Raw genomic sequence first — 24201 nt, forward strand, 5'->3', positions numbered from 1 at the left:
GATTCATGGCTCGAATTCTGGTTCTAGGCGTCACCGGCATGCTCGGCAATGCCGTCTTCCGGGTATTTTCTGCCGATTCTGCGCACGAGACTTGGGGCACGCTGCGCAGCGGCGCTGCGCAGCGACATTTTCCTGAGCAGAGCCATCCGCAACTGCTGGCTGGGGTCGATGTGCTGGATCAGGACGCGCTGGTTGCAGCAATCGCCAGGGTTCGGCCGGATGTGGTAATCAACTGCGTGGGGCTGATCAAGCATCTGGCCGATGCCAAGGACCCGCTCACCGCACTGCCGATCAACGCCATGCTGCCGCACCGGCTGGCGCGCCTCTGCGCGCTGGCCGGGGCAAGGCTTATCCATGTCAGCACCGACTGCGTGTTTTCCGGGCGCAAGGGTCTGTACCAGGAGACCGATCTGTCGGACGCGGACGATCTCTACGGCAAGTCCAAGTACATCGGCGAGCTGCACGATCTGCCGCACGCCATCACCCTGCGCACCTCGATCATCGGCCATGAGCTGGGTTCCAGTTATGCGCTGGTGGACTGGTTCCTGTCCCAGCAGGGCAGCGTCAGGGGTTTCACCAAGGCGATCTTCTCCGGCCTGCCAACGGTGGAGCTGGCGCGGGTGATGAAGGATTTCGTGATTCCGCACCCACAGCTCAATGGCCTGTATCATGTCGCCGCCGCGCCGATCGACAAGCACCAGCTGCTGGGTCTGGTCGCTGCGCAGTACGGCAAGCAAATCGAGATTCGTCCGGATGATGCGCTGGTGATCGACAGATCACTGGATGGCTCGCGTTTTCGCCAGGCTACCGGCTATGTCGCGCCGGACTGGTCGGAGCTGATCCGACGTATGCATGAGCAGCGCTAACGTGCGCTGACGAAGAGAATCCACGCAGCCGTCTGGCTGCGTTCACGTTCTGGAAGGTTCTATGTTCGACGACAAGGTATTGATGATCACCGGTGGCACCGGTTCCTTTGGCCATACGGTGTTGCGCCGCTTCCTCGATACCGACGTGCGCGAGATCCGCATCTTCTCCCGTGACGAGAAGAAGCAGGAAGACATGCGCATCGCCCTGGCCAACGACAAGGTCAAGTTCTACATCGGCGATGTGCGCGACTACGACAGCCTCAAGCAGGCCATGGTCGGCGTCGATTACATCTTCCATGCGGCGGCGCTCAAGCAGGTGCCGTCCTGCGAGTTCTATCCGATGGAGGCGGTGCGCACCAACGTCAACGGCACCGAGAACGTGCTCAATGCGGCCATCGCCAGCGGCGTGAAGCGCGTGGTGGTGCTGTCGACCGACAAGGCGGTGTATCCGATCAATGCCATGGGCATCTCCAAGGCGATGGCCGAGAAGCTGATGGTCGCCAAGTCGCGGATGATTCCGGAGGGCGGCACCGTGGTCTGTGCCACGCGCTACGGCAACGTGATGGCCTCGCGCGGTTCGGTGATTCCGCTGTTCATCGAGCAACTGCGCAGCGGCGAGCCGCTGACCGTGACCGACCCCAACATGACGCGTTTTTTGATGTCGCTGGAAGACTCGGTCGACCTGGTGCTGCATGCCTTCGAGCACGGCGAGCAGGGCGACCTGTTCGTGCAGAAGGCGCCGGCCTCCACCGTCGGTGATCTGGCCCAGGCGCTCAAGGAGCTGTTCGGCCACGACAACCCGGTGCGGGTGATCGGCACCCGTCACGGCGAGAAGCTCTACGAATCGCTGGTTTCGCGCGAGGAGATGGCCAAGGCCGAGGACATGGGCCGTTACTACCGCATCCCCGCTGACAACCGCGACCTGAACTACAAGAAGTACTTCGTCGAGGGCGAGGAGAAGATCGCCGAGTTCGACGACTACACCTCGCACAACACCGAGCGCCTGGACGTGCCGGGCATCAAGCAGCTGCTGCTCAAGCTCGACTACATCAAGGAGCAGCTCGATGCTTAAGGTCATGACCCTGGTCGGCACCCGTCCGGAGCTGATCAAGATGAGTCGGGTGATCGCCGAGCTGGATCGCCAGGTCAATCACGTGCTGGTGCATTCGGGACAGAACTACGATTTCGAGCTGAACCAGGTGTTCTTCGACGACCTGGAGATCCGCAAGCCCGATCATTTTCTCGGCGCTGCAGGCGACACCGCCGCGCAGACCATCGCCGAGGTGATCGCCAAGGCCGACGCGGTGTTCGAGCAGGAGAAGCCCGACGCACTGCTGCTCTATGGTGACACCAACACCTGCCTTGCGGTCATCGCCGCCAAGCGCCGCAAGATACCGGTGTTCCACATGGAAGCCGGCAACCGCTGCTTCGATCAGCGCGTGCCGGAAGAGCTCAACCGCAAGGTGCTCGACCATCTCTCCGACATCAACATGGTGCTCACCGAGCATGCCCGCCGGTACCTGATCGCCGAGGGCATCCGTCCCGAGACCATCATCAAGACCGGTTCGCACATGCACGAGGTGCTGGACTACTACCGGCCGAAGATCGAGGCCTCCGACGTGCTCGCACGCGAGGGCCTGGAGGCGGGCAAGTTCTTCATCATCAGTACCCACCGCGAAGAGAATGTCGACACCCCGGACAACCTGCGCGATCTGCTCGCCACCCTGCGCGCGCTGGCCGACGAGTATGGCTTCCCGGTGATCGTCTCGACTCATCCTCGCACCCGCAAACGCCTGGAGGCGCTGGGTGAATCGCTTGAGCATCCGCTGATCCGCTTCGTCAAACCCTTCGGTCTGCTCGACTACATCAAGCTGCAGATGGCCTCCTTCTGCGTGCTCTCCGACAGCGGCACCATCACCGAAGAAGCCTCGCTGCTCAACCTGCCAGCGGTGACCCTGCGCAACGCCCATGAGCGTCCCGAGGGGATGGATCAGGGCACGCTGATCATGAGCGGGCTGAAGAAGGAGTCGGTACTGGCGGCGGTCAAGGTCATCACCAGCCAGCACAAGGCCGGCGAGCGGGTCATCCCCGTGGTGCCGGACTACGAGGGCGGCCCGGTGTCGCTGCAGGTGGTGCGGGTGGTGCTCAGCTACACCGACTATGTGAACCGCACCGTCTGGCGCAAGGACTGAGCATGCGCGTCCTGCTGACCGGCGCCAGCGGCTTCGTCGGCCGCGCCGTGCAGGGGCGGCTGCTGGCCGACGGCGTGCATGAGCTGCGTTGCGCCCAACGCCAGCTGCCTGCTTCAGCTGTTGCCGCTGCCGAGTTCTGCCTGGCCCCGTCGCTGGGGCCGGATGCCGACTGGGCGCAGGCGCTCATCGGTGTCGACGCGGTCATCCACTGTGCGGCGCGGGTCCACGTGATGAACGAGCGGGCCGTCGATCCGCTGGCGGAGTTTCGCCGCGCCAATGTCGAAGGCACCCTGCGTCTGGCACGCCAGGCGGTGGAGGCGGGCGCGCGGCGCTTCGTCTTTGTCAGCTCGATCAAGGTCAACGGCGAGCAGACCCGGTCCGGCGAGGCCTTTGGTGCCGACGATGAACCCCAGGCCTGCGACCCGTACGGCATCTCCAAGCGCGAGGCCGAAGAGGGTCTGCTGGCGCTGGGCGCCGAGACCGGACTGGAGGTGGTCATCGTTCGTCCGCCGCTGATCTACGGACCGGGAGTCAAGGCGAACTTCCTCAGCATGTTGCGCTGGCTGAACAGGGGCGTACCGCTGCCGTTCGGTGCGATCGACAATCGCCGCAGCCTGGTGGCGCTGGACAACCTGGTCGATCTGCTGGTGCTCTGCCTGAGCCATCCGCAGGCCAGCGGCCAGCGCTTTCTGGCCAGCGACGGCGAGGATCTTTCCACCACCGAGCTGCTGCGGCGTCTGGGCCTGGCGCTCGGCCGGCCGGCGCGTCTGCTGCCGGTTCCGCAGACCTGGATTGAAGGCGGTGCGCGGCTGCTCGGCCGGCAGAGTCTCAGCCAGCGCCTGTGCGGATCCTTGCAGGTGAACATCGACAAGACCCGCGAGCGCCTGGGCTGGACGCCACCGCTGACGGTCGATCAGGCGCTGGCTCGTACGGCCAGGCATTTTCTGGAAACCAACCACCCATGAGCGTGCTGCTTCTCGTCGTTTCGCTGGCCGTGCTGGCCTGGATACTCACCGCGCAGCTGCGCCGCTACGCGCTGGCCCGTAGTCTCATGGACATCCCCAACGCGCGCAGCTCGCACAGCCTGCCGACCCCGCGCGGCGGCGGGGTGGCCATCGTCATCGCCTTCCTGCTCGGGCTGGGCGTGGCCTTCTTCGCAGGGCTGGGGATTCCTGCCGAGCTGTTCTACGCGCTGCTGGGCGCAGGACTGGCTATCGCGCTGCTCGGTTTTCTCGATGACCATGGCCACATCGCCGCGCGCTGGCGCCTGCTCGGTCACTTCGCTGCTGCCGCCTGGGCGCTCTACTGGCTCGGCGGACTGCCGCCACTGGCGGTGTTCGGCGGACTGCTGCAGCTGAGCTGGATCGGTCACGTGCTGGCGGCTTTCTACCTGGTCTGGCTGCTCAATCTGTACAACTTCATGGACGGTATCGATGGCATCGCCAGTGTCGAGGCGATCTGCGTCTGCCTGGGTGGGGCGATTCTCTATGCACTGCTGGAGACCACGCTGCTGACCGATCTACCGCTGCTGATGCTGGCCGCCGCTGTGCTGGGCTTTCTGATCTGGAACTTCCCGCCGGCGCGGATCTTCATGGGTGATGCCGGTAGCGGTTTCCTCGGCATCGTGCTGGGCGTACTGTCGCTGCAGGCCGCGTGGATCAGCCCGGTGCTGCTGTGGGGTTGGCTGATTCTGCTCGGCGTGTTCATCGTCGATGCGACCCTCACCCTGTTGCGCCGTCTGCTGCGGGGCGAGAAGGTCTACGAGGCCCATCGCAGCCATGCTTATCAATACGCGTCGCGGCAGTTCGGTAAACATCTGCCGGTGACGCTGGCGGTGCTGGCGATCAATCTGTTCTGGCTGCTGCCGGTGGCCGTCGTGGTGACGCTGGGCTGGCTGGACGGGCTGCTCGGTGTGCTTCTGGCCTACGCGCCGCTGGTGCTTCTGGCGCTGCGCTTTCGCGCCGGTCAGACGGAAAATCGGGCCTGATGCGTCGCCTCCGGCCCCACCTAGGAAAGAGGTAGCAATGTTGCGCAGCCGTCTTTTGCAAATGCCCCGACAGGCCAAGCGCGCCTTGCAGGTGTTCGCCGACGTCCTCCTGCTGTGGGCCGCGCTCTGGCTGGCGTTCGTCATCCGCCTGGGTTGGGATCGTCTGGTCGACCCGTTCGGCGAGTACCTCTGGTTGTTCATCGCCGCCCCGGCCGCGGCGATTCCGCTGTTCGTGCGCTTCGGTCTGTACCGCGCGGTGTTGCGCTACTTCGGCAGTGGCGCGCTGGTCACCATCTTCAATGCGATCAGCCTGTCTGCGCTGTTGCTCGCGGTGATCATCTACCTGATGCGGCCGGACGAACTGATGCCGCGCTCGGTGATCTTCATCTACTGGGCGTTGTCGCTGCTGTTCGTTGGCGGCTTGCGCCTGCTGATGCGCCAGTACTTCAGTGGCGAGCTGTTTCCGGTGCGTGGCGTCCGCCGCCCGCTGCCGCTGACCCGGGTGGCGATCTATGGCGCGGGTTCTGCGGGCAACCAGTTGCTGGCTACCCTGCGCCTGGGCAAGAGCATGCAGCCGGTGGCCTTCATCGACGATGACGAGAACATCGCCGGGCGGGTGATCGGCGGTCTGAAGGTCTACAAGTCCAGCCACATCGAGCAGATGATTGCTGCCACCGGTGCGGAGGAAGTGCTGCTGGCAATTCCGTCGACGTCGCGCAGCCGGCGCCGGGAGATACTGGCAGCGCTGGAGGCCTATCCGGTCCACGTACGTACCCTGCCGGGCTTCATGGACCTGGCCAGTGGCCGGGTCAGCGTCAGTGATCTGCAGGAGGTCGACATTATCGACCTGCTCGGCCGTGACGCAGTGCCGCCGCGCGCGGAGCTGTTCGAGCGCTGCATTCGCGACCAGGTGGTGATGGTCACCGGCGCCGGGGGCTCGATCGGCTCGGAGCTGTGCCGGCAGATTCTCACCAGCGGCCCGCTGACCCTGGTGCTGTTCGAGCACAGCGAATACAACCTCTACAGCATTCAGAGCGAGCTGGAGGGATGGATTCGCCGCGACGGTCTGGCGGTACGCCTGGTCGGCATCCTCGGCAGCATCCGCGACGCTGACCGGTTGCTCGAGGTGATGCGCACCTGGCAGGTGCAGACCGTCTATCACGCGGCGGCCTACAAGCATGTGCCCATCGTCGAGCACAACATCGCCGAGGGCGTACTGAACAATGTGCGCGGCACGCTGCAGACCGCTCTGGCAGCAGTCTGTGCCGGTGTTGCGAACTTCGTGCTGATCTCCACCGACAAGGCGGTGCGGCCGACCAACGTCATGGGCAGCACCAAGCGCCTGGCGGAGATGGTGCTGCAGGCGCTCAGCCGCGAGCCCCAGTTGTGCCCGACCTCCGGCGAGGCATCGGTAACCAATCGCACCCGTTTCACCATGGTTCGTTTCGGTAACGTGCTGGGCTCGTCCGGTTCGGTGATTCCGCTGTTCCGCGAGCAGATCCGCCGCGGCGGGCCGGTGACGGTGACCCACCCGAACATCACCCGCTATTTCATGACCATCCCCGAGGCGGCACAGCTGGTGATCCAGGCCGGTGCGATGGGGCAGGGCGGCGACGTCTTCGTGCTCGACATGGGCGAGCCGGTGAAGATCGCCGAGCTGGCGGAGAAGATGATCCATCTGTCCGGCCTGAGTGTGCGCAGCGAGGCCAATCCCAATGGCGATATCGCCATCGAATTCAGTGGTCTGCGTCCGGGCGAGAAGCTCTACGAAGAGCTGTTGATCGGCGACAACGTCAGCCCCACCGAGCACCCGATGATCATGCGCGCGGACGAGGAGTTCCTCTCCTGGGAACAGCTTGGTGCGGTTCTGGGCGAGTTGTTCGAGGCGGTCGAACGCGAGGACTTCATCGCTGTTCGGCAGCTGCTGCAACGGGTGGTGAGCGGCTACGTGCCGGAGGGCGAGATCGTCGACTGGTATCACCAGAAGCGCCGTGAGACACGTATTTGACAAGGCTGTGCGCTGGTCTAAGTTGAGAGCGTGACTGCGGAGTCAGTCACTGTTCATCTCAATCGAAAAGGAGTTTCGATCATGCGTACACCGCTGTTTCTTTCCGCTGTATTTACCCTGCTCACCGGCTTCGCCGCCCTCGCTGTCGCCAACGAACCTGTTTCTGCCCCCTCGACTCCACCCGCCGTGCAGGCCTCGGCCCAGCACGCGCAGGTGAACCTCAACACGGCTGATGCGCTGCAATTGCAGGAAGCTCTGCTGGGTATCGGTGCAGTCAAGGCGCAGGCTATCGTCGACCACCGCAACGCCCACGGCCCGTTCGCCTCGGTCGACGAGCTGATCGAGGTCAAGGGCATCGGTGCCGCCACCCTGGAGAAGAACCGCGAGCGAATCACGCTCAACTGATTCAGTGAATGGCTAGCAGGGGCCGGTCGCAATGACCGGCCTTTTTTGTTCTGGACATCATCGCCGGGCAGTCGCGGGCCGCGAGTTGCCTGGACCCTCCCTCACCCGCCTTAGGCACCTCTCCCGGCGAGAGAGGGAGATGCGGTGTGCGCTCGAAACACTACGAAACCCCACACCGCACCGTCGCCCCGCAGCCGTCCTTCTCCCTGCGGGAGAAGGTGGCGCGCAGCGCCGGATGAGGGAAGCGGCGGTCTGCAGGGTGTCGGACGCGGGCCGTGGCTGCGGCAGGCTCAGGCCGGGTATCTGCCTGCGGCGGCTTCAAGCCAGGTGGATAGCTCGCGGCGGGGAATCTTCTGCCGTCGGGCCTGGGCCAGTTGGTCGAGCATGTAGGCGCGCTTGCCTTCGTCCTGCCCGGCGAAGGAGAGGGCCAGGTCGCGGTCCATCCAGCGTTTGATGCGCACGTAGAGCCACCAATGGAAGTACAGACCGGCGACGGTGGTGATCGCGATGATGAAATAGTCCAAACCTGGCTCCTTCTCGATGGTTGTCGATTGTGCCGCAACTTCGTCGTACGAGCTTCGCGGCTTTTGGTCGCAAGCGCTGAGGCCCCCGGTCGTGGGGAGGGGAACATTCAGGTGGTTTTGCGAGCCCTATCGTGGCTTCTCCGGCGCCGGCGCGCTTTAATGATCCACCGTCCCCCATGGAGTTTCGTCATGTTCAAGTCTCGTCTTCTCATTCTCTCGCTGGTTGCCTGCTCGGCCGCGCTGACCGGCTGTGCCTCCAACCTGGGCGGCGACACCTATTCCCGTGAAGAAGCACGTACCGTGCAGACCGTGCGCATGGGCACCATCGAGTCGCTGCGTCCGGTGCGCATCGAAGGTACCAAGACACCGATCGGTGCCGGCGCCGGTGCAATCGTCGGCGGTGTTGCCGGCAGCAGCGTCGGCGGTGGTCGTGGCAGTGCCGTGGCGGCGGTGATCGGTGCCGTGGCGGGTGGCCTGCTCGGTGCGGCGACCGAGGAAGGCCTGACGCGCACCCAGGGCGTGGAGATCACTGTTCGCGAGGATGACGGCCTGATGCGAGCCTATGTGCAGGAAGTCGAGCCGAACCAGGTGTTCCGCGTTGGCCAGCGCGTGCGCATCCTGACCGTCAACGGCACCAGTCGCGTCAGTCCCTGACGGCCTGGTCTGCGCCCGCGCCAGCGGGCGTGGACGAGTGCAGTGAGACGTTGGCCTGCGCCCCGGTTGCCCGCTGCTTGAACGTCGGATGAGGCGTTTCTATCGCGCCAACGGGTGCCGGCGATGACGGGCAGGGCGAGTTTGCCAGTCCGTTGCAGGTGCTCGTGCGATATCGCTGCAGTCTGTTCCCCTGGATGAGATTGGCAGGGCCCATCGATCGACTGCCGCCTGCCGATGATGCTGTTCCAACCTTCGTCCTGAACGGATTCAATCCTGATGAAAGCGCGCAGGCATCTTGTTCTTCTGTCGCAGGGCGTAGGCGTCTGGCTCGCGTTCTGGTTGGCTGGGTTGCCGGCGTACTACCAGCAGTACTCGCCACTCGCGCTGGCGCTGGCTTGCGTTTTTCTGTCGGTGGCCATCTCGCTATGTGCGCTGCTGGTGCTGCGTCGACGAACCCGCGTGCGCCGGGCCTTCTGGTACTCGATCTATTACACGCTACCTTTCGCCTTACTGGATGCCCTTTACTGCGGTTGGTACCTGGGGCATGGCGAAGCCTTCGTCTACCGCTACTGGTATCTGGCGATTTTCTACATAACACCCTGGCTGACTTCATTCCCACCGCTTTCCTGTTGAACGGTGGTGGGCGCGGGCCGAAAAGGTCTGAATGCTGCTCTGTGGTGGTGCGAAGCGTGCTCGTCTGCTCTGTTATGGTACCAAGTTGCTGATTTGAAAGAGGTTCTGTTCAAGGAATCAATCATTCGTAATAAATCCCCAGCGCCGATCAGGATGAACTCGTGGATAATCGCCGCCTCGTCGACGCGGCATCCGCTTGATGCGATGGGCGCTGGAGTCGATGCGGAACGGATTCTGTGATCCCCGATTGCCGGCCTGGAAACTGGAGTGTTGAATGGCGCTTGCGCTGATTATTGCCTTGCCTTTCCTTGGTGCGCTGATACCGCTGCTGGTGTCACGCATGGGTCGATCCGCAGTTGCCATTGCCGCTGCCCTGGCTCCTGCCTGCGGCCTCTGGTTGCTGTTCTCCCAACGCGCCGCGGTATTTGCCGGTGAGGTGCAGATCGCCGGCACCGAGTGGCTGCCGCAGCTGGGCCTGAACCTCAGCCTGCGCCTGGATGGCCTGGGTTTCCTGTTCGCCCTGCTGATCCTCGGCATCGGCCTGCTGGTGATTCTCTACGCACGCTACTACCTGGCGAAGTCCGAACCACAGGGGCGCTTCTACGCCTTCCTCCTCCTGTTCATGGGCGCGATGCTCGGCGTGGTGCTGTCCGAGAACATGCTGCTGATGCTGATGTTCTGGGAGTTGACCAGTCTGTCCTCGTTCCTGCTGATCGGCTTCTGGAAGCACCGCTCCGATGCGCGCATTGGCGCGCGCATGGCGCTGGCGGTCACCGGCGGTGGCGGTCTGGCGTTGCTCGCGGGAATTCTGCTGATCGGCCAGATCGTCGGCAGTTTCGAGCTGTCCGTGGTGCTCGCTGCCGGTGATCAGATTCGCGCCAGTGCGCTCTATCCGCTGGCGCTGGTGCTGGTGCTGCTCGGGGTGTTCACCAAGTCGGCACAGTTCCCGTTCCACTTCTGGCTCCCCCATGCGATGGCCGCACCGACGCCGGTGTCCGCCTATCTGCACTCGGCAACCATGGTCAAGGCCGGGGTCTTTCTGCTGGCGCGCTTCTATCCGGCGCTGGCCGACTCGGAGTGGTGGTTCTACCTGGTCAGTCTCACCGGCCTGGCGACGTTGCTGGTTGGCGCGGTGCTGGCGCTGTTCCAGCATGATCTCAAAGGGCTGCTGGCGTATTCGACGATCAGCCACCTGGGCCTGATCACGCTGTTGTTCGGTCTGGACTCGAAGCTGGCGGTGGTCGCCGCAGTGTTCCATATCATCAACCATGCGACCTTCAAGGCGTCGCTGTTCATGGCTGCGGGGATCATCGACCACGAAACCGGCAGCCGCGACATGCGCAGCATCAACGGGCTATGGAAGTACATGCCGCATACCGCGGTGCTGGCGATGGTGGCGTCCTCGGCGATGGCCGGCGTGCCGCTGCTCAATGGCTTCCTGAGCAAGGAAATGTTCTTCGCCGAGACCCTCAAGCAGCATCTTCTGGGCAGTTTCTACTGGGTGATTCCGGCGGTCGCAACCCTGGCCGGCGCCTTCGCCGTGGCCTATTCGCTGCGCTTCATCCATGACGTGTTCTTCAACGGTGAGCCGATCGACCTGCCCAAGTATCCGCCGCACGAACCGGCGCGCTACATGAAGATTCCGGTGGAGATACTGGTCTTTCTCTGCCTGCTGGTGGGCGTGCTGCCCGGCTATACGATTGCGTCGCTGCTCGCGGCCGCCGCGACGTCCAGCCTGAATGGCGAGCTGCCGCAGTACAGTCTGACGGTATGGCATGGCCTGAACCTGCCGCTGGCGATGAGCGTGCTGGCACTGGTCGGCGGACTGTTCATCTATGCGCTGCGCAAGCCCTTGTTCGCCTGGTACGAAGGCCTTCCCGAGATCGATGCACGGGTCAACTTCCAACGCGGTATCACCATCCTGATGCGTATCACCGATGCGCTGACCGACCGCCTGGAAACCGGCTCCCTGCAGCGCTATATGGCCCTTCTTTTGGGTAGCGTCCTGCTGCTGGTGGTCTTTGCGCTGAGCCCGCTGGAAAGCCTGCAGGGCAGCCTGCCGGCGATGCCGGTGGATGCCATCACCGCGCTGGGCCTGGGAATCATGGCGCTCACCGCGCTGCTGACGGCGGTCTTTCACCGGCGCAGCCTGGTGGCGTTGATGATCCTCAGTTGCACCGGCCTGATGGTGGCGCTGGCATTTGCCCGCTACTCGGCCCCGGACCTGGCACTGACCCAGCTGTCGGTCGAGGTGGTCACCATCATCCTGCTGATGCTGGCGCTGTTCTTCATGCCGGCGCAGGTGCCTGCCGAGTCGAGCAGCCTGCGGGTGCTGCGTGATCTGGGTCTGGCGGGTGGCGTCGGCACCCTGGTCGCGCTGCTGGTGTATGCGGTGATTACCCGGCCGTACCAGAGCATCTCCCCGTACTTCCTCGAGAACAGCGTGCCCGGCGGCGGTGGCACCAACGTGGTCAACGTGATCCTGGTGGACTTCCGCGGCTTCGATACCCTTGGTGAGATATCGGTACTGGCGATTGCAGCGGTGGGTATCTTCGCGCTGCTCGGCGGCCTGCGGCTGGCGCACCCGTCGCGTGATGGCAATGGTCGACCCTGGTCCACCGACAGCCACCCGCTGATCCTCGACATTCTTGCGCGTGCCCTGCTGCCGATGGCGTTGCTGATTTCGGTGTTCATCTTCCTGCGCGGCCACAACCTGCCAGGCGGGGGGTTCATCGCCGGTCTGGTCACCGCGGTTGCGCTGATCCTGCAGTACGTGGCGCGCGGGGTCGCCTGGACCCAGGCACGACAGCCGCTGGCTTATCACGTGCTGGCTGGAGCCGGCGTACTGATCGCCACCCTTACCGGTCTGGGCAGTTGGCTGTTCGGCCGGCCGTTCCTCACGTCGGCCTTCGGTCATTTCCACATTCCGCTGATCGGCGAGATCGAGTTGGCCACTGCGATGCTGTTCGACCTGGGGGTTTACATGACGGTGGTCGGAGCGACGCTGATGATCCTTTCCAATATCGGCCAGGTCAGCCAGGCCGAACCGTTCCGCGAGGTGCGCTGATGGAAGCCCTGTTCGCCGTGACCCTCGGTGTGCTGACCGCCAGTGGTATCTACCTGATCCTGCAAGCGCGGATCTTTCCGGTGGTGCTCGGCCTGACGCTGTTGTCCTACGCGGTCAACCTGTTCCTGTTCGCCATGGGCCGCCTGGCCGGTGGGGTGCCGGCGGTGATCGGGCGGAGCGCCGAGTACGGAGACCCGCTGCCCCAGGCGCTGGTGCTCACCGCCATCGTCATCGGCTTTGCCATGACCGCTTTCGTGGTGGTGCTGGCATTGCGCAGCCTGGGCGAGACCGGCACCGACCACGTGGATGGCCAGGAGCCCGGCAAATGATGCACGCGCCCATCCTGCCGTTACTGCTTCCGCTGCTCATGGGCAGCCTGCTGCTGCTCGGTCATCGTCTGGAGCTCCCACTCAAGCGTCTGCTGTCGCTTGCCGCCACCTGGTCGCTGGTGCCGCTGAGCGCCTGGCTGGTATGGCTGGCCGGGGATGACCAACTGCGTGTCTACGCCCTCGGCGACTGGCAGCCACCGTTCGGCATCATCCTGCTGGTTGATCGCCTGAGCGCCATGCTGCTCCTGCTCACGGCGCTGCTGGCCGGTTTCGCGCTGCTCTACGCCTGCCGTGGCGATGACGAGCGCGGGCCGAACTTCCATGCGCTGTTCCAGTTCCAGTTGCTCGGTATCAATGGTGCTTTCCTCACCGGCGACCTGTTCAACCTGTTCGTGTTCTTCGAGATTCTGCTGATTTCCTCCTACGCCTTGCTGCTGCATGGCAATGGCGCGGAGCGAGTGCGTGCCGGGATGCATTACGTGGTGTTGAACCTGTTGGGGTCGGCGTTGTTTTTGCTCGGCGTCGGCTCTCTTTACGGTCTGCTCGGCACCTTGAACATGGCCGACCTGGCGGCGCGGGTCGCAGTCGCCGATGCCAGTCAGACCCCTCTGCTGGCCGCTGCCGGCTATCTGCTGCTGACGGTGTTCGCCCTCAAGGCCGCGATCCTGCCGCTGTATTTCTGGCTGCCGCGTGCCTATGCCAGTGCGTCGGCACCGGTGGCCGCGTTGTTCGCGATCATGACCAAGGTCGGGCTTTACGCGATTTTGCGGGTGTTCGGGCTGATCTACGGTGCCCAGGCCGGCGAGCTGGCCGGACTGGCCAACGGGCTGCTCTGGTGGCTGGCGCTGCTGACCATCGCCGCAGGCGTGGTCGGCGCGCTGTCGGCGCGCAACCTGCAGCGGCTGTTGGCCTATCTGGTGGTGCTGTCGGTCGGCGTGTTGCTCGCGGGACTGGCGATGGACAGCCAGACCGCGCTGGCTGCGGCACTCTACTATCTGCTGCACAGCACGCTGATCGGCGGCGCGATGTTCCTGCTCGCCGATCTGGTCAGCCGCCAGCGGGGCGCCGAGGCCGGTGACCTGACCCAGGGACCCAGTCTGCGTCAGCCGTTGCTGTTGGGTGGGTTGTTCTTCCTCGGCTCGATTTCGCTGGCCGGCCTGCCGCCGTTCTCCGGTTTCCTCGGCAAATTGATGCTGCTGCGCGCGGCGGACCCCGGTGAAGCACTCTGGCTTTGGCCAGCGGTGCTGGTGGCCGGGCTGGGTATGCTGCTGGCACTCAGCCGCGCCGGCAGCGCGCTGTTCTGGCGGCCGGGCGGCGACGTGATCGAGGGCGAGGATGATCGCGTTCGTCTGTTCGCCACCGTCGGCCTGTTGCTTGGTGGCCCTGCGCTGGTGATCTTCGCAGCGCCGGTGATGGCTTACGTCGAGGCGACGGCGCGCCAGCTGCGCGACCTGGCGCCCTACCTGAACCTCATTGGAGGTGGCGCATGAAACGCTGGCGCGGGTTGCCGCATCCCTGGCTGAGCCTGGTTCTGTGGTTGATCTGGCCGCTGCTGGTCAACTCCTTTGCGCTCGGCCAGGTACTGCTGGGGGCGCTGCTGGGTTGGGCGATCCCGTTGCTGGTGAAGGATTTCCTCTTCGAGGTGCCGCGTCTGCGTCACCCGCTACGGCTGCTCGGCTACCTGGCGCGCATCCTCGGTGACATCGTCATCGCCAACCTGCATGTGGCGAAGCTGGTGCTGGGGCCGAAAAGCCGCCTGCGTCCGGCCTTCATCGAGGTGCCGATGGCGTTGGAGAACGAGTTCCTGCTGACCGTACTGACCAGCATCATTTCGCTCACGCCCGGCACCGTCTCGGCAAGCCTCAGCCCTGATCGCCGTACGCTGCTGGTGCACGCCCTGGATGCGCAGGAACCGGCGCGACTGGTCGAGCAGGTCAAGCGTCGCTACGAGGCACCGCTACTGGAGATCTTCGAATGCTCGCCTATGTGATTCCGCTGTGCGCGGCCATTGTCGGCGTGGCGATGGTGCTCAACCTGCTGCGCTTGATCCAGGGGCCGGACATGGTCGACCGGGTCCTCGCGCTGGACACGCTCTACATCAACGCCCTGGCGCTGATCGTGCTGCTCGGCATCTGGCTGGCGTCGGACCTGTTCTTCGAGGCGGCGCTGCTGATCGCGGTCATGGGCTTCGTCGGCACCGTAGCGGTGGCCAAGTATCTGCTGCACGGCGACATCATTGACTAGCAGGCCGTTGTAAAACGCCCTGCGTTGGCAATACGGCGGCAAAAACGGGGTGAAAATGCTTGTTACATCGGTGAATTGCGCTTTTTCCGCCATTTTTGCCTTGTCTTGCCTGCCGCGCCTACATTTTCCAATGGCCTGTTAGGAGCACCGCATGTCTTTCTGGATCGAAGCGCTGATCTGCCTGTTTCTCATCCTCGGTAGCCTGTTCGCCCTGGTCGGTGCCATCGGCCTGTACCGCCTGCCGGACTTCTTCACCCGCCTGCACGGCCCGACCAAGGCCACCACCCTGGGCGTCGGCGGGATGATCATCGCCTCGATGATCTTCTTCGGCAGCCAGGGTGACGGCCTCAGCCTGCACGAGCTGCTGATCACCCTGTTCCTGTTCATCACCGCGCCGGTCAGCGCGCACATGCTGGCCAAGGCGGCCATGCAGCAGCGCGTCAAGTACATCGAGAAGACCCAGGGCAAGCCCTGGGATCAGTGAGAAAAGCCGGCCCGGCGTGATCGCCAGCAGTGGATCAGTGCGGCTGGGCCAGCATGTCCTTGGCCAGTGCCTCGGCGACGCGAATGCCGTCGACCCCCGCCGAAAGAATCCCGCCCGCGTAGCCTGCGCCTTCACCGGCCGGGTACAGACCCTTGGTATTCAGGCTCTGCATGTCCTCGCCGCGGGTGATGCGCAGCGGTGAGGAGGTGCGCGTCTCGATGCCGGTGAGTACGGCGTCGGCGAGGTCGAAGCCCCTGATCTGCTTGCCGAATGCCGGCAGCGCCTCGCGGATCGCGGCGATGGCGAAGTCCGGCAGCGCGTCGGCCAGATCGCCCAGGGCCACACCCGGCTTGTAGGACGGCTCGACGCTGCCCAGCGAGGTGGAGGGCGTGCCCTTGATGAAGTCGCCGACCAGTTGCGCCGGCGCCTTGTAGCAGCTGCCGCCGAGCACGTAGGCGTGCGCTTCCAGACGTTCCTGCAGTTCGACCCCGGCCAGCGGGCCGCCGGGGTAGTCCTGTTCGGGGGTGATGCCGACGACGATGCCGGCATTGGCGTTGCGCTCGTTGCGCGAGTACTGGCTCATGCCGTTGGTGACCACCCGCTGGGGTTCCGAGGTCGCCGCGACCACGGTGCCGCCGGGGCACATGCAGAAGCTGTAGACGGTGCGCCCGTTGCTGGCGTGGTGCACCAGCTTGTAGTCGGCGGCGCCGAGCTTGGGGTGGCCGGCGTACTTGCCCAGGCGGGCGCGGTCGATCAGCGATTGCGGGTGTTCGATGCGAAAGCCCACCGAGAACGGCTTGGCTTCCATGTACACGCCACGGCCATGCAGCATGCGGAAGGTGTCACGGGCGCTGTGGCCGAGCGCCAGGATCACGTGACGGCTGTACAGGCGCTCGCCGCTGGCCAGTTCGACGCCGGTCAGCTGGCCGTCCTCGATCAGCACGTCGGTGACGCGCTGCTCGAAACGCACCTCGCCACCGAGGGCCTTGATCTGCTCGCGGATATCGGCGACCACCCCGGTCAGGCGAAAGGTGCCGATGTGCGGCTTGCTGACGTACATGATCTCGTCCGGCGCGCCGGCCTTGACCAGCTCGCGCAGGACCTTGCGGCCGTAGTGCTTGGGGTCCTTGATCTGGCTGTAGAGCTTGCCGTCGGAGAAGGTCCCGGCGCCGCCCTCGCCGAACTGCACATTGGACTCAGGGTCGAGCACGCTCTTGCGCCACAGGCCCCAGGTGTCCTTGGTCCGCTGGCGTACTTCCTTGCCGCGCTCGAGCACGATGGGGCGAAAACCCATCTGCGCCAACAGCAGCGCGGCGAAGATGCCGCAGGGGCCGAAACCGACTACCAACGGGCGTTCCGCGAGGTCTGCGGACGCCTGGCCGACCGGCTTGTAGGTGGTGTCCGGCGCCTGGTTGACCTGACGGTCGCCGTGCAGGCGTTGCAGCAGCGCGGCCTCGTCGGCCACGCTGAAATCGATGGTGTAGATGAACACCAGTTCGGCGTTCTTCTTGCGCGCGTCGTAGCTGCGCTTGAACACGCTGAACTCGAGCAGCTCGCCATCCTCGATACCGAGGCGGGCGACGAGGGCGGGGCGCAGTGCCTCGTCCGGATGATCGATGGGCAGCTTGAGTTCGGTGATACGCAGCATGGGACATCCACGGGCATGTGCCCGGCAGCGGAGAGCGGGAAAGGCGCGGATTATACGCAGGATGCGGCGGCTTTTCCCTCTCGCGACGGGAGAGGCTGGCGGAGGCGGGTGAGGGATGGTTCAGACGCCTCGCGGCCACCGCCTTGGCGGATGAACAAAGCGTCATCCACCCTACGTTCCTGGGCTCCCTGCACGCCGACGCCTCCCTCATCCGGCGCTGCGCGCCACCTTCTCCCGGCGGGAGAAGGACCGCTCTGGGGCGACGGTGCGGAGTGGGGCCGGTGTGCTTCGAGCGTGCATGGCTTTTCCCTCGCCCGCCGGGAGAGGGTGCCGAAGGCGGGTGAGGGATGGTTCGGGCGACTCGCTGCTACGGTTGGGACAATTTGGTCCAGGCCACCAGCACGTCGAGCATGCGGTTGGCGAACGCCCACTCGTTGTCGTACCAGGCCAATACCTTGATCAGATCACCCTGCACGCGGGTGTGATTCAGGTCGACCACGCAAGACACCGGGTGACCATTGAAGTCGCTCGACACCAGCGGCAGGTCGTTGCACTCCATTACGCCGAGCGGCAATTGTCGCGCGCCTTCCTGCATCGCCAGGTTGAGCACCTCGACGCTGGCCGGCGGATGTTCGGCGACGAAGGTCAGATCGACCAGCGAGACGTTCGGTGTTGGCACCCGAATCGACAGCCCATCCAGTCTGCCGGCCAGCTCCGGCAGAACCAGCCCGATCGCCTTGGCAGCACCGGTGGTGCTGGGGATCATCGACAGCGCCGCAGCGCGGGCGCGGTAGGGATCGCTGTGGGTTTTGTCGAGCAGGTTCTGGTCGTTGGTGTAGGAGTGCACCGTGTTCACCAGGCCCTGACGGATGCCCACCGCCTGGTGCAGTACCTTGGCCAGCGGTGCCAGGCAGTTGGTGGTGCAGGACGCGTTGGAGACGATGCGCTGGGTACTCAGCAGGTGATGGTTGACGCCGTAGACCACGGTCAGGTCGGCACTGTCGAGCGGATGCGACAGCAGCACGCGCTGGGCGCCGGCATCCAGATGCTGGTTGACCATCTCGCGGCTCTTGAACTTGCCGGTGCATTCAAGCACCACATCCACCTCCAGATGCTTCCACGGCAGCTTGGTAGGGTCGCGTTCCTTGAGCAGGCGGATCGACTGGCTGCGGATCTGCATCACATCCTCGCGCAGGTCGATCTGGCCCTGGAAGCGGCCGAAGGTCGAGTCGAAGCGGGTCAGGTGGGCCAGCAGGGCGCTGTCGCTGAGGTCGTTGATGGCCTCGACATGGATCTGTGTTTCCAGGCCGCGTTCGAAAAGGGCGCGGATCAGCGCGCGGCCGATGCGGCCGTAGCCGTTGAGTGCGATGCGCAGCATTGGGAAATCTCCAGGCAGGGCGGGCGTTCACTCAAGCTTAGGCGCTGTGGCGTGAAGCGTGTTCCTCGGTGCCCCGTGACTTTCGGACGCAAGGTGCGATGAATTCGCCTGGGCTGCAGGTGTTCACCCCATGTGTGGGAGGCGACGCCTAGACTCCCTGCATGCATAGGCATCCCTCATCCGGCGCTGCGCGCCACCTTCTCCCGGCGGGAGAAGGACAGCTGCGGGGCGACGGCGCGGAGTGGGTCTGGAGTGCTTCGAGCGCGCCCGGCTTTTCCCTCTCCCGCCGGGAGAGGGTGCCGACGGCGGGTGAGGGAGGGTTCGGACGACTCGCGGCTGCGTGTAAAAGCTGTGGCTATCTCCCTGCACGCCGACGCTTCCCTCATCCGGCGCTGCGCGCCACCTTCTCCCGGCGGGAGAAGGACAGCTGTGGGACGACGGTGCGGAGTGGGTCTGGAGTGCTTCGAGCGCGCCCGGCTTTTCCCTCTCCCGCCGAGAGAGGGTGCCGACGGCGGGTGAGGGAGGGTTCAGGCGACTCGCCGCCACGCGGCTGAGGCATCAGCGATCTGTCGTGTCCCAGTGCACGCGGGGCTCAGCGCTGGCGCGCGCCACCGAGGGCTGCGCAACCGCGCAGCAGCTCGCCATCCAGACGCAGCTCGGCGGACATGTGACGCAGTGCTCCGCTCATGCTGTCGATGCAGCGCTGCGGTGCAACCCACAGGTCCAGCGTCTGGCCGTTGGCTTCGCTGCTGAAGCTGTAGCTGCCGCCGGGCAGCTGCTCTTCCAGATAGGGCAGTGCCAGCGGTTCCTGGCCGGGTCGCTGCAGGACCAGGCCGTGGCGGTTCAGGCGCAGGTTCCAGTCCGGCTCGTTGCCGCTGGCGGTGAGCACCAGGCGACGCAGGTCCGGGTCCTGGCAACCATGGCCTTCGCGCTCGAGGTGATAGAGGTGCTCGACTGTCAGCTCGGTTTCCGCCGTGGCGTTCTTGCGACCGTCGAGATCGACGAACAGCGGGCTGCCCTTCTCACCGATGCGGGCAACTTCGCGCAGCAGCCCGCTGCTGCCTTCGCGCAGAACCACTGGCTGCTGTTCGCCACAGGGCTGCAGCAGCAACTGGCCGGCCTCGAACGCCAGCTCGCCCTGCAGGCGTGTCGCAGGGCCCTGGGGCGCGGGCTCGCGTTCGCCGAGCAACTGGCAGGCGGAGAACAGGGGCAGGCAGGACAACAACAGAAAGCGGGCGGTACGCATGGGGTCTCTCCTTGAGCGAGCGGCCACGGTAGCCAGTGTCGCGGGCGATCTCAAGCGGGGCTGAAAAACGGGGCAGGGAGCATGCCGAGGCTTTCCGCGATTTGCCGGGAGTCGTCGGAAACATCCCTCACCCGCCTTGGCCACCTCTCCCGGCGGGAGAGGGAAAGGCTGCGCACGCTTGGCTCTCATGACAACCACCCCGTGCCATCGCCCCGCAGCTGTCCTTCTCCCTCCGGGAGAAGGTGGCGCGCAGCGCCGGATGAGGGAAGGTAGGCGCTGCAGGATGCCAGGGAAGCCTGATCCGGCGCGGGCGCGAGTCGTCGGACATCCCTCACGCCTGCGGCACCCTCTCCGGTGGAGAGGGGAAAACTATTCAGAACTCCGCGCGCACGCCGGCCAGCAGGGTGCGCCCTGGCCCGGGCTCGAAGAAGCGGCCGTTGGCGTCGTTCAGGCGCAGGTTGTCGAAATGCTCGCGGCCGAACAGGTTGTCGATACCGATCCAGGGCTCCAGACGTTGCCCGCCGGCGTCGATACGCATTCCCAGACGCAGGTTGACCAGCGCGTTGCCGGCCACCCGCACGCGGTTGGCATCCTCGGCATAGGCGTGGCTACGGGCGTCCACATTGGCCGCCGCGTACCAGCGCGACTGCTCGTAGGCCAGCTCGCCGAACAGGCGCTGGCGCGGCACGCCGGCCAGCGCATTGCCCGAGTAGTCCTGGCCACTGGCCTGGTAGTCGCGAAAACGGAAATCGCTGTAGCTCCAGGCACCACTGAGCCGCCAGTGCGGGTCGATCTGCCAGTGCAGGCCCAGTTCGACGCCTTCACGCCGCGAACGGCCGGCGTTGCGGTAGTAGGTTCGTCCCGGCTGGCCGGCAACGCTGTAGGGCACCAGCTCGTCCTCCAGATCGATGCGAAACAGCGCCAGTTCGTAGCGCAAGGCTGGCCACTCGCCCTTGATGCCGACCTCGCGATTGAGCGCCTGCGCTGCACCCAGCGCGGGATTGAAGCCGCCACCGGCGGGGTTGGCCAGCTCGTTGATGGTCGGGCTTTCGAAGGAGCTGGCCAGGCGCGCATAGAGCTGCTGGTGCGGGTCGAGGCGATAACCCAGTGCGGCGCTGTAATGGGTCTCGTCGAGTGTGCGGGAGCCGGACTGGTCGCCATCGTCGAGGCGGCGGTCATCCACCTCCAGGCGCAGATGGTCCTGACGCACGCCGACGCTGGCACTCCAGCGTTCGCCCAGGTTCAGTTCGTTCTGAAGGAAGGCGCCGGCGCTGCGCGCCTGTTCCTGCTGGTGCAGGGTTCGCGCGCCGCGCGCGCCGAACAGGTTGTCATGGCGGCTGCGCTGGTCGCGCTGGGCTTCCAGCTCTGCGCCCAGGGTCAGGCGCTGGTCCAGGCCGAACCCCTGGTGGTCGAACCAGGAGTGGCCGCCAAAGCCGCCGAAGCGGCGGTCGAAGGAGGTCTGGCCGCCGGGGGTGAAGGGCAGGCGGTTGTCGAACTCGCGGCGGCCGGCATGGGCACGCAGCTGGTAACTGTCGGCTTCCCAACTGAGGCCGAGGCGCTGCTGACGGATCGACTCATCGGCGGCATACGACAGGTTGCGGGGCGCAGCCTGGCTGCGCGAAACCTTCAGTTCGGCGGCAGTCAGCGCGCCGGGGTCCTCGGCCTGGTTGTCGATGACATTCAGGCTCAGACGCAGGCGACCGGGTGCGCCGTCCCAGCCCAGCTTGCCGGTGACGGTACGGGTGCGTGCCGATGCATGCTCGCGGTAACCGTCCTGCTCGTTGCCGCTGACTGCCAGCAGGCCGGAGAAGGGCCCACTGCCGATGCTGGCCTGGGCCCCGAGTCGCCGCTGGCCCAGCTCACCGCCGGTCACGTCCAGGCGCACGCTAGGCTCTGCACCAGGCTCGCGGGTCTCGATCAGCAGTACGCCACCGGCGGCGTTGCCGTAGAGCATCGAGGCCGGCCCGCGGATGACTTCGATACGCTCGATCAGCGCCGGGTCCAGGCCATCCAGTTCGGTCTGGCCGTCCGGCATGGTCAGCGGCACGCCATCGACCAGCACCCGCAACCCGCGGACGCCGAAGCTGGCGCGCGAACCGAAGCCGCGAACCGACAACCGCAGCCCCTGGGCCAGGTTGTAGCGACTCTGCGGCAGTACCCCCGGCACCTGGGAGAACATCTGATCCAGGCTCTGCTGCCCCGGTCCGGGCTCGACCACGCCGATCGCCAGCGGCGCCTGCAGCCACGCCGAGGGGGTGCGCTGGGCGCTGATCGTGAGCGGGGCAAGTTCCTGCGGCTGCGCCAGCGCGAGGTTGCAGCAGAGCGCCAGTGTCAGAAGGCAGAGCAGGTACGTGGACTTGGGCATGCGCGGTTCCTTGGCGGTGAGCGGCGCCGCTCAGGGCGCAGAGGGTAGCAGGGTGACGGATCGCGCGAGCTGCGCGCCCGCCGCTGGGCGTCAGCTTGCGAGCGCCGCGTCGAACCCGGCGCCCTGCGTTAGTCCGCTGCGGCGCGAAATCATTCGTGTGCCGGCGGCGCGCTGATCAAGCGGTGTTTTACCTGCCGTGTCCGGCCGGCCGGACCGATAACATGCAGAAGCAAAAAAGCGCGGTCGTCAGGGGCACCCTCGCGCTGCTGCCGACTCATAATGCGGACGCTCGGCCCGCCGCCCTCCCTGCGGCTGTCGAGCAAGGATTTCCGCTATCAGCGCATCGCCCGCGAAGCCGGTTCGGACCGCGCGGCGACGGTCGTCGCTACGTGCCCGGTACTGCCTGCGCCACCGCGTCTGCCAGGGCATGCCGCCGGCCTGATCTGTAAGGACAAAGGAGAACAGCATGAACAACCCGATCCGTGGAGTCCTGTGTGCCCTGGCGCTACTGAGCGCGCCGATGCTGGCGCCAAGCGCCTGGGCGGCAGCAAAGGTAGAGGTGCTCTACGAGGGCCTCGAACATCCCTGGGCGCTGGCCTTCCTGCCGGATGCGCAGGGCATGCTGATCACCGAGCGACGCGGCAGCCTGCGCCTGCTGGATGCCCAGGGAGCGCTGTCCGAACCGCTGGCGGGTGTGCCCGAGGTGTTCGCGGTCGGCCAGGGCGGTCTGTTGGATGTGGCGTTGTCGCCATCCTTCGCCGAGGACCGTCTGGTCTACCTGTCCTTCGCCCAGGCCGAGGGTGACAAGGCCGCCACCAGCGTCGGCCGTGGCCGACTCAGCGAGGATCTGCGCAGTCTGCAAGACTTCGAGGTGATCTTCCGCCAGATGCCGGCGCTGTCCTCAGGCCACCACTTTGGCTCGCGACTGGTGTTCGACCGCGACGGTCATCTGTTCATCGCCCTGGGCGAGCACAACCAGCGGCCGACTGCGCAGGATCTGGACAAGCTGCAGGGCAAGGTGGTGCGTCTGTATCCGGACGGGCGCATTCCGGATGACAACCCTTTCGTCGGGCGTGACGATGCGCGCGCGGAAATCTGGTCCTACGGCCACCGTAACCAGCAGGGCGCCGCCCTCAATCCCTGGACCGGCAAGCTCTGGACCCACGAACACGGTCCCCGCGGCGGTGACGAGGTCAATATCCCCCGGGCCGGCAAGAACTACGGCTGGCCGATCGCAACCCACGGCATCAACTACAGCTTCCTGCCGATTCCCGAGGCCGAAGGCAAACAGGTGCCGGGGACCGAGCCGCCGCATCATGTCTGGAAGAAATCGCCGGCGATCAGCGGCATGGCCTTCTACGATCACGCGCGTTTTCCGGCCTGGCAGCACAGCCTCTTCATCGGCGCGCTGGCGGGGGCCGAGCTGATCCGCCTGCAGCTCGATGGCGACAAGGTGGTGGGCGAGGAGCGTCTGCTCGGCGAGCGCAAGGCGCGTATCCGTGACGTGCGCGTCGGGCCGGACGGTTACCTCTACCTGCTCACCGATTCGGGCAAGGGCCAGCTGCTGAAAGTTGGCCTGGAGTGATTTGCTGCAAGCGAGTCCATGAGCCGCCCGCTGCGGAGGATGGCTGGCGGGTGCTGGTCGACCGGCTCTGGCCGCGTGGCATCCGGCGCGATGCGCTGGTGCTGGACGAATGGCTGCCTGAGGCAGCGCCGTCGACCGAATTGCGCAGGGCCTTCGCCCATGATCCACAACGCTTCGCCGCTTTTCGCCAGGGCTACCTGAGCGAGCTGGCGGGGCACCCCGAACACTGGTGGATGCTGCTCGGGCGGGCAGGGCGGCAGAGGGTCACGCTGCTCTATGCGGCGCGCGATACCGAGCACAACAACGCCCGGGTGCTGGCCGACTTTCTCGAAGATGAGCTGGAGCGACAGCAGCCGGCCAGCTCGCCGGTCTGCTACCTGGACGTCAAGCCCGAAGACGCGGGCGGGCAAAGGTAGGGCGCGCCCTGCAGGTACGGCACATCGCACGTAGGGCGTAATAAGCGAAGCGCATTGCGCCATGCCCGCAGCCCGCCCCGCCGGTCACGCAGGCGCGGATTTCGCCGCAGGCAGCTATCTGCTCTGCACGTTGCCACCTGTTCTCCCTTCTCGGTCGGCAGAACAGGCGG

Annotated in this window: 23 protein-coding genes; 17 read left to right on the plus strand and 6 right to left on the minus strand. The window is 65.5% G+C overall.

Features of this window, described 5'->3' with window-relative positions; translation table 11 throughout:
- Positions 1–5 precede the first annotated feature (5 nt).
- From DBO85_RS06225 to DBO85_RS06255, 7 genes are all read left to right on the plus strand, one after another.
- Positions 6–866, plus strand: coding sequence for a dTDP-4-dehydrorhamnose reductase family protein (locus DBO85_RS06225; RefSeq protein ID WP_108106338.1), 861 nt, complete (start codon positions 6–8; stop codon positions 864–866).
- Between the two features lie 61 nt (positions 867–927).
- Entirely contained in the window at positions 928–1938 is a 1011-nt protein-coding gene (locus tag DBO85_RS06230) for a nucleoside-diphosphate sugar epimerase/dehydratase (protein WP_108106340.1), read from the plus strand.
- Positions 1931–3058 (plus strand): non-hydrolyzing UDP-N-acetylglucosamine 2-epimerase, encoded by a 1128-nt coding sequence (wecB, locus tag DBO85_RS06235; protein ID WP_108106342.1) that lies wholly within the window; start codon positions 1931–1933, stop codon positions 3056–3058. Before DBO85_RS06230 ends, wecB begins: the two co-directional genes overlap by 8 nt.
- 2 nt (positions 3059–3060) lie before the next feature.
- Positions 3061–4023, plus strand: a complete 963-nt coding sequence (locus tag DBO85_RS06240) for an NAD-dependent epimerase/dehydratase family protein (RefSeq protein WP_108106344.1) — start codon at positions 3061–3063, stop codon at positions 4021–4023.
- Complete coding sequence (locus DBO85_RS06245) at positions 4020–5045, plus strand: MraY family glycosyltransferase (protein WP_108106346.1); 1026 nt, start codon at positions 4020–4022, stop codon at positions 5043–5045. The genes DBO85_RS06240 and DBO85_RS06245 overlap by 4 nt, the downstream gene beginning before the upstream one ends.
- Positions 5046–5082: 37 nt before the next feature.
- The gene (locus tag DBO85_RS06250) at positions 5083–7053 is read left to right on the plus strand and encodes a polysaccharide biosynthesis protein (RefSeq protein ID WP_108106348.1); all 1971 of its coding nucleotides are present in this window, start codon (positions 5083–5085) and stop codon (positions 7051–7053) included.
- A gap of 81 nt (positions 7054–7134) precedes the next feature.
- A complete protein-coding gene (locus DBO85_RS06255) occupies positions 7135–7458 on the plus strand; it encodes a ComEA family DNA-binding protein (RefSeq protein ID WP_108106350.1) in 324 nt (107 codons plus the stop codon).
- A 290-nt stretch (positions 7459–7748) separates the two neighbouring features.
- On the opposite strand, the gene DBO85_RS06260 is transcribed toward DBO85_RS06255, so the two are convergent.
- Positions 7749–7982: a hypothetical protein gene (locus tag DBO85_RS06260; protein ID WP_108106352.1), complete on the minus strand. Its 234-nt coding sequence runs from the start codon at positions 7980–7982 to the stop codon at positions 7749–7751.
- Positions 7983–8171: 189 nt separating this feature from the next.
- Between DBO85_RS06260 and DBO85_RS06265 the strand changes: the two genes are divergently transcribed.
- Both DBO85_RS06265 and DBO85_RS06270 read left to right on the plus strand, forming a co-directional pair.
- Entirely contained in the window at positions 8172–8636 is a 465-nt protein-coding gene (locus DBO85_RS06265; RefSeq protein ID WP_108106354.1) for an outer membrane lipoprotein, read from the plus strand.
- A gap of 276 nt (positions 8637–8912) precedes the next feature.
- Positions 8913–9269 (plus strand): hypothetical protein, encoded by a 357-nt coding sequence (locus tag DBO85_RS06270; RefSeq protein WP_108106356.1) that lies wholly within the window; start codon positions 8913–8915, stop codon positions 9267–9269.
- Positions 9270–9386: 117 nt separating this feature from the next.
- Here DBO85_RS06270 and DBO85_RS19305 read toward each other — a convergent pair whose 3' ends face one another.
- Positions 9387–9611, minus strand: coding sequence for a hypothetical protein (locus DBO85_RS19305; RefSeq protein ID WP_177429740.1), 225 nt, complete (start codon positions 9609–9611; stop codon positions 9387–9389).
- Between DBO85_RS19305 and DBO85_RS06275 the strand changes: the two genes are divergently transcribed.
- The 6 genes from DBO85_RS06275 to DBO85_RS06300 all read left to right on the plus strand — a co-directional run bounded on the left by DBO85_RS06275 (position 9544) and on the right by DBO85_RS06300 (position 15393).
- The gene (locus tag DBO85_RS06275; RefSeq protein WP_108106358.1) at positions 9544–12336 is read left to right on the plus strand and encodes a monovalent cation/H+ antiporter subunit A; all 2793 of its coding nucleotides are present in this window, start codon (positions 9544–9546) and stop codon (positions 12334–12336) included. The genes DBO85_RS19305 and DBO85_RS06275 overlap by 68 nt on opposite strands.
- A complete protein-coding gene (locus DBO85_RS06280; RefSeq protein ID WP_108106360.1) occupies positions 12336–12665 on the plus strand; it encodes a Na+/H+ antiporter subunit C in 330 nt (109 codons plus the stop codon). Before DBO85_RS06275 ends, DBO85_RS06280 begins: the two co-directional genes overlap by 1 nt.
- Complete coding sequence (locus DBO85_RS06285; RefSeq protein ID WP_108106362.1) at positions 12662–14155, plus strand: monovalent cation/H+ antiporter subunit D; 1494 nt, start codon at positions 12662–12664, stop codon at positions 14153–14155. The genes DBO85_RS06280 and DBO85_RS06285 overlap by 4 nt, the downstream gene beginning before the upstream one ends.
- Positions 14152–14655 (plus strand): Na+/H+ antiporter subunit E, encoded by a 504-nt coding sequence (locus DBO85_RS06290; protein WP_108106364.1) that lies wholly within the window; start codon positions 14152–14154, stop codon positions 14653–14655. Before DBO85_RS06285 ends, DBO85_RS06290 begins: the two co-directional genes overlap by 4 nt.
- The gene (locus DBO85_RS06295; protein ID WP_108106366.1) at positions 14640–14909 is read left to right on the plus strand and encodes a K+/H+ antiporter subunit F; all 270 of its coding nucleotides are present in this window, start codon (positions 14640–14642) and stop codon (positions 14907–14909) included. Before DBO85_RS06290 ends, DBO85_RS06295 begins: the two co-directional genes overlap by 16 nt.
- Positions 14910–15060: 151 nt before the next feature.
- Positions 15061–15393, plus strand: coding sequence for a Na+/H+ antiporter subunit G (locus DBO85_RS06300; RefSeq protein ID WP_108106368.1), 333 nt, complete (start codon positions 15061–15063; stop codon positions 15391–15393).
- 34 nt (positions 15394–15427) lie between these two features.
- Here DBO85_RS06300 and DBO85_RS06305 read toward each other — a convergent pair whose 3' ends face one another.
- From DBO85_RS06305 to DBO85_RS06320, 4 genes are all read right to left on the minus strand, one after another.
- A complete protein-coding gene (locus DBO85_RS06305; protein WP_108106370.1) occupies positions 15428–17041 on the minus strand; it encodes an NAD(P)/FAD-dependent oxidoreductase in 1614 nt (537 codons plus the stop codon).
- Positions 17042–17408: 367 nt separating this feature from the next.
- Positions 17409–18419, minus strand: coding sequence for a type I glyceraldehyde-3-phosphate dehydrogenase (gap, locus tag DBO85_RS06310; protein ID WP_108106372.1), 1011 nt, complete (start codon positions 18417–18419; stop codon positions 17409–17411).
- Between the two features lie 592 nt (positions 18420–19011).
- Positions 19012–19665: a COG3650 family protein gene (locus DBO85_RS06315; RefSeq protein WP_108106374.1), complete on the minus strand. Its 654-nt coding sequence runs from the start codon at positions 19663–19665 to the stop codon at positions 19012–19014.
- Positions 19666–20038: 373 nt separating this feature from the next.
- Positions 20039–22030: a TonB-dependent receptor family protein gene (locus tag DBO85_RS06320; RefSeq protein WP_108106376.1), complete on the minus strand. Its 1992-nt coding sequence runs from the start codon at positions 22028–22030 to the stop codon at positions 20039–20041.
- A gap of 520 nt (positions 22031–22550) precedes the next feature.
- Between DBO85_RS06320 and DBO85_RS06325 the strand changes: the two genes are divergently transcribed.
- Together DBO85_RS06325 and DBO85_RS06330 are read left to right on the plus strand one after the other, a co-directional pair.
- Entirely contained in the window at positions 22551–23615 is a 1065-nt protein-coding gene (locus DBO85_RS06325) for a PQQ-dependent sugar dehydrogenase (protein WP_233356562.1), read from the plus strand.
- Positions 23612–24031 carry a DUF488 domain-containing protein gene (locus DBO85_RS06330; RefSeq protein ID WP_108106380.1) on the plus strand — a complete coding sequence of 140 codons (420 nt, stop codon included), beginning with the start codon at positions 23612–23614 and terminating at the stop codon, positions 24029–24031. The genes DBO85_RS06325 and DBO85_RS06330 overlap by 4 nt, the downstream gene beginning before the upstream one ends.
- The last annotated feature ends 170 nt before the right edge of the window (positions 24032–24201 follow it).

The sequence above is a fragment of the Pseudomonas mangrovi genome, assembly GCF_003052585.1.
Classification (GTDB): Bacteria; Pseudomonadota; Gammaproteobacteria; order Pseudomonadales; family Pseudomonadaceae; genus Aquipseudomonas; species Aquipseudomonas mangrovi.

Coding starts and splice junctions, on each gene's coding strand:
- DBO85_RS06305 (WP_108106370.1), bottom strand. CDS start 17,041: ATGCTGCGTATCACCGAACTCAAGCTGCCCATCGATCATCCGGACGAG.
- DBO85_RS06295 (WP_108106366.1), top strand. CDS start 14,640: ATGCTCGCCTATGTGATTCCGCTGTGCGCGGCCATTGTCGGCGTGGCG.
- DBO85_RS06320 (WP_108106376.1), bottom strand. CDS start 22,030: ATGCCCAAGTCCACGTACCTGCTCTGCCTTCTGACACTGGCGCTCTGC.
- DBO85_RS19305 (WP_177429740.1), bottom strand. CDS start 9,611: ATGCGTGACACCAGCAGCGGTATCAGCGCACCAAGGAAAGGCAAGGCA.
- DBO85_RS06325 (WP_233356562.1), top strand. CDS start 22,551: ATGCTGGCGCCAAGCGCCTGGGCGGCAGCAAAGGTAGAGGTGCTCTAC.
- DBO85_RS06315 (WP_108106374.1), bottom strand. CDS start 19,665: ATGCGTACCGCCCGCTTTCTGTTGTTGTCCTGCCTGCCCCTGTTCTCC.
- DBO85_RS06245 (WP_108106346.1), top strand. CDS start 4,020: ATGAGCGTGCTGCTTCTCGTCGTTTCGCTGGCCGTGCTGGCCTGGATA.
- DBO85_RS06300 (WP_108106368.1), top strand. CDS start 15,061: ATGTCTTTCTGGATCGAAGCGCTGATCTGCCTGTTTCTCATCCTCGGT.
- DBO85_RS06250 (WP_108106348.1), top strand. CDS start 5,083: ATGTTGCGCAGCCGTCTTTTGCAAATGCCCCGACAGGCCAAGCGCGCC.
- DBO85_RS06290 (WP_108106364.1), top strand. CDS start 14,152: ATGAAACGCTGGCGCGGGTTGCCGCATCCCTGGCTGAGCCTGGTTCTG.
- wecB (WP_108106342.1), top strand. CDS start 1,931: ATGCTTAAGGTCATGACCCTGGTCGGCACCCGTCCGGAGCTGATCAAG.
- DBO85_RS06285 (WP_108106362.1), top strand. CDS start 12,662: ATGATGCACGCGCCCATCCTGCCGTTACTGCTTCCGCTGCTCATGGGC.
- DBO85_RS06275 (WP_108106358.1), top strand. CDS start 9,544: ATGGCGCTTGCGCTGATTATTGCCTTGCCTTTCCTTGGTGCGCTGATA.
- DBO85_RS06225 (WP_108106338.1), top strand. CDS start 6: ATGGCTCGAATTCTGGTTCTAGGCGTCACCGGCATGCTCGGCAATGCC.
- DBO85_RS06280 (WP_108106360.1), top strand. CDS start 12,336: ATGGAAGCCCTGTTCGCCGTGACCCTCGGTGTGCTGACCGCCAGTGGT.
- DBO85_RS06240 (WP_108106344.1), top strand. CDS start 3,061: ATGCGCGTCCTGCTGACCGGCGCCAGCGGCTTCGTCGGCCGCGCCGTG.
- DBO85_RS06230 (WP_108106340.1), top strand. CDS start 928: ATGTTCGACGACAAGGTATTGATGATCACCGGTGGCACCGGTTCCTTT.
- DBO85_RS06270 (WP_108106356.1), top strand. CDS start 8,913: ATGAAAGCGCGCAGGCATCTTGTTCTTCTGTCGCAGGGCGTAGGCGTC.
- DBO85_RS06255 (WP_108106350.1), top strand. CDS start 7,135: ATGCGTACACCGCTGTTTCTTTCCGCTGTATTTACCCTGCTCACCGGC.
- gap (WP_108106372.1), bottom strand. CDS start 18,419: ATGCTGCGCATCGCACTCAACGGCTACGGCCGCATCGGCCGCGCGCTG.
- DBO85_RS06265 (WP_108106354.1), top strand. CDS start 8,172: ATGTTCAAGTCTCGTCTTCTCATTCTCTCGCTGGTTGCCTGCTCGGCC.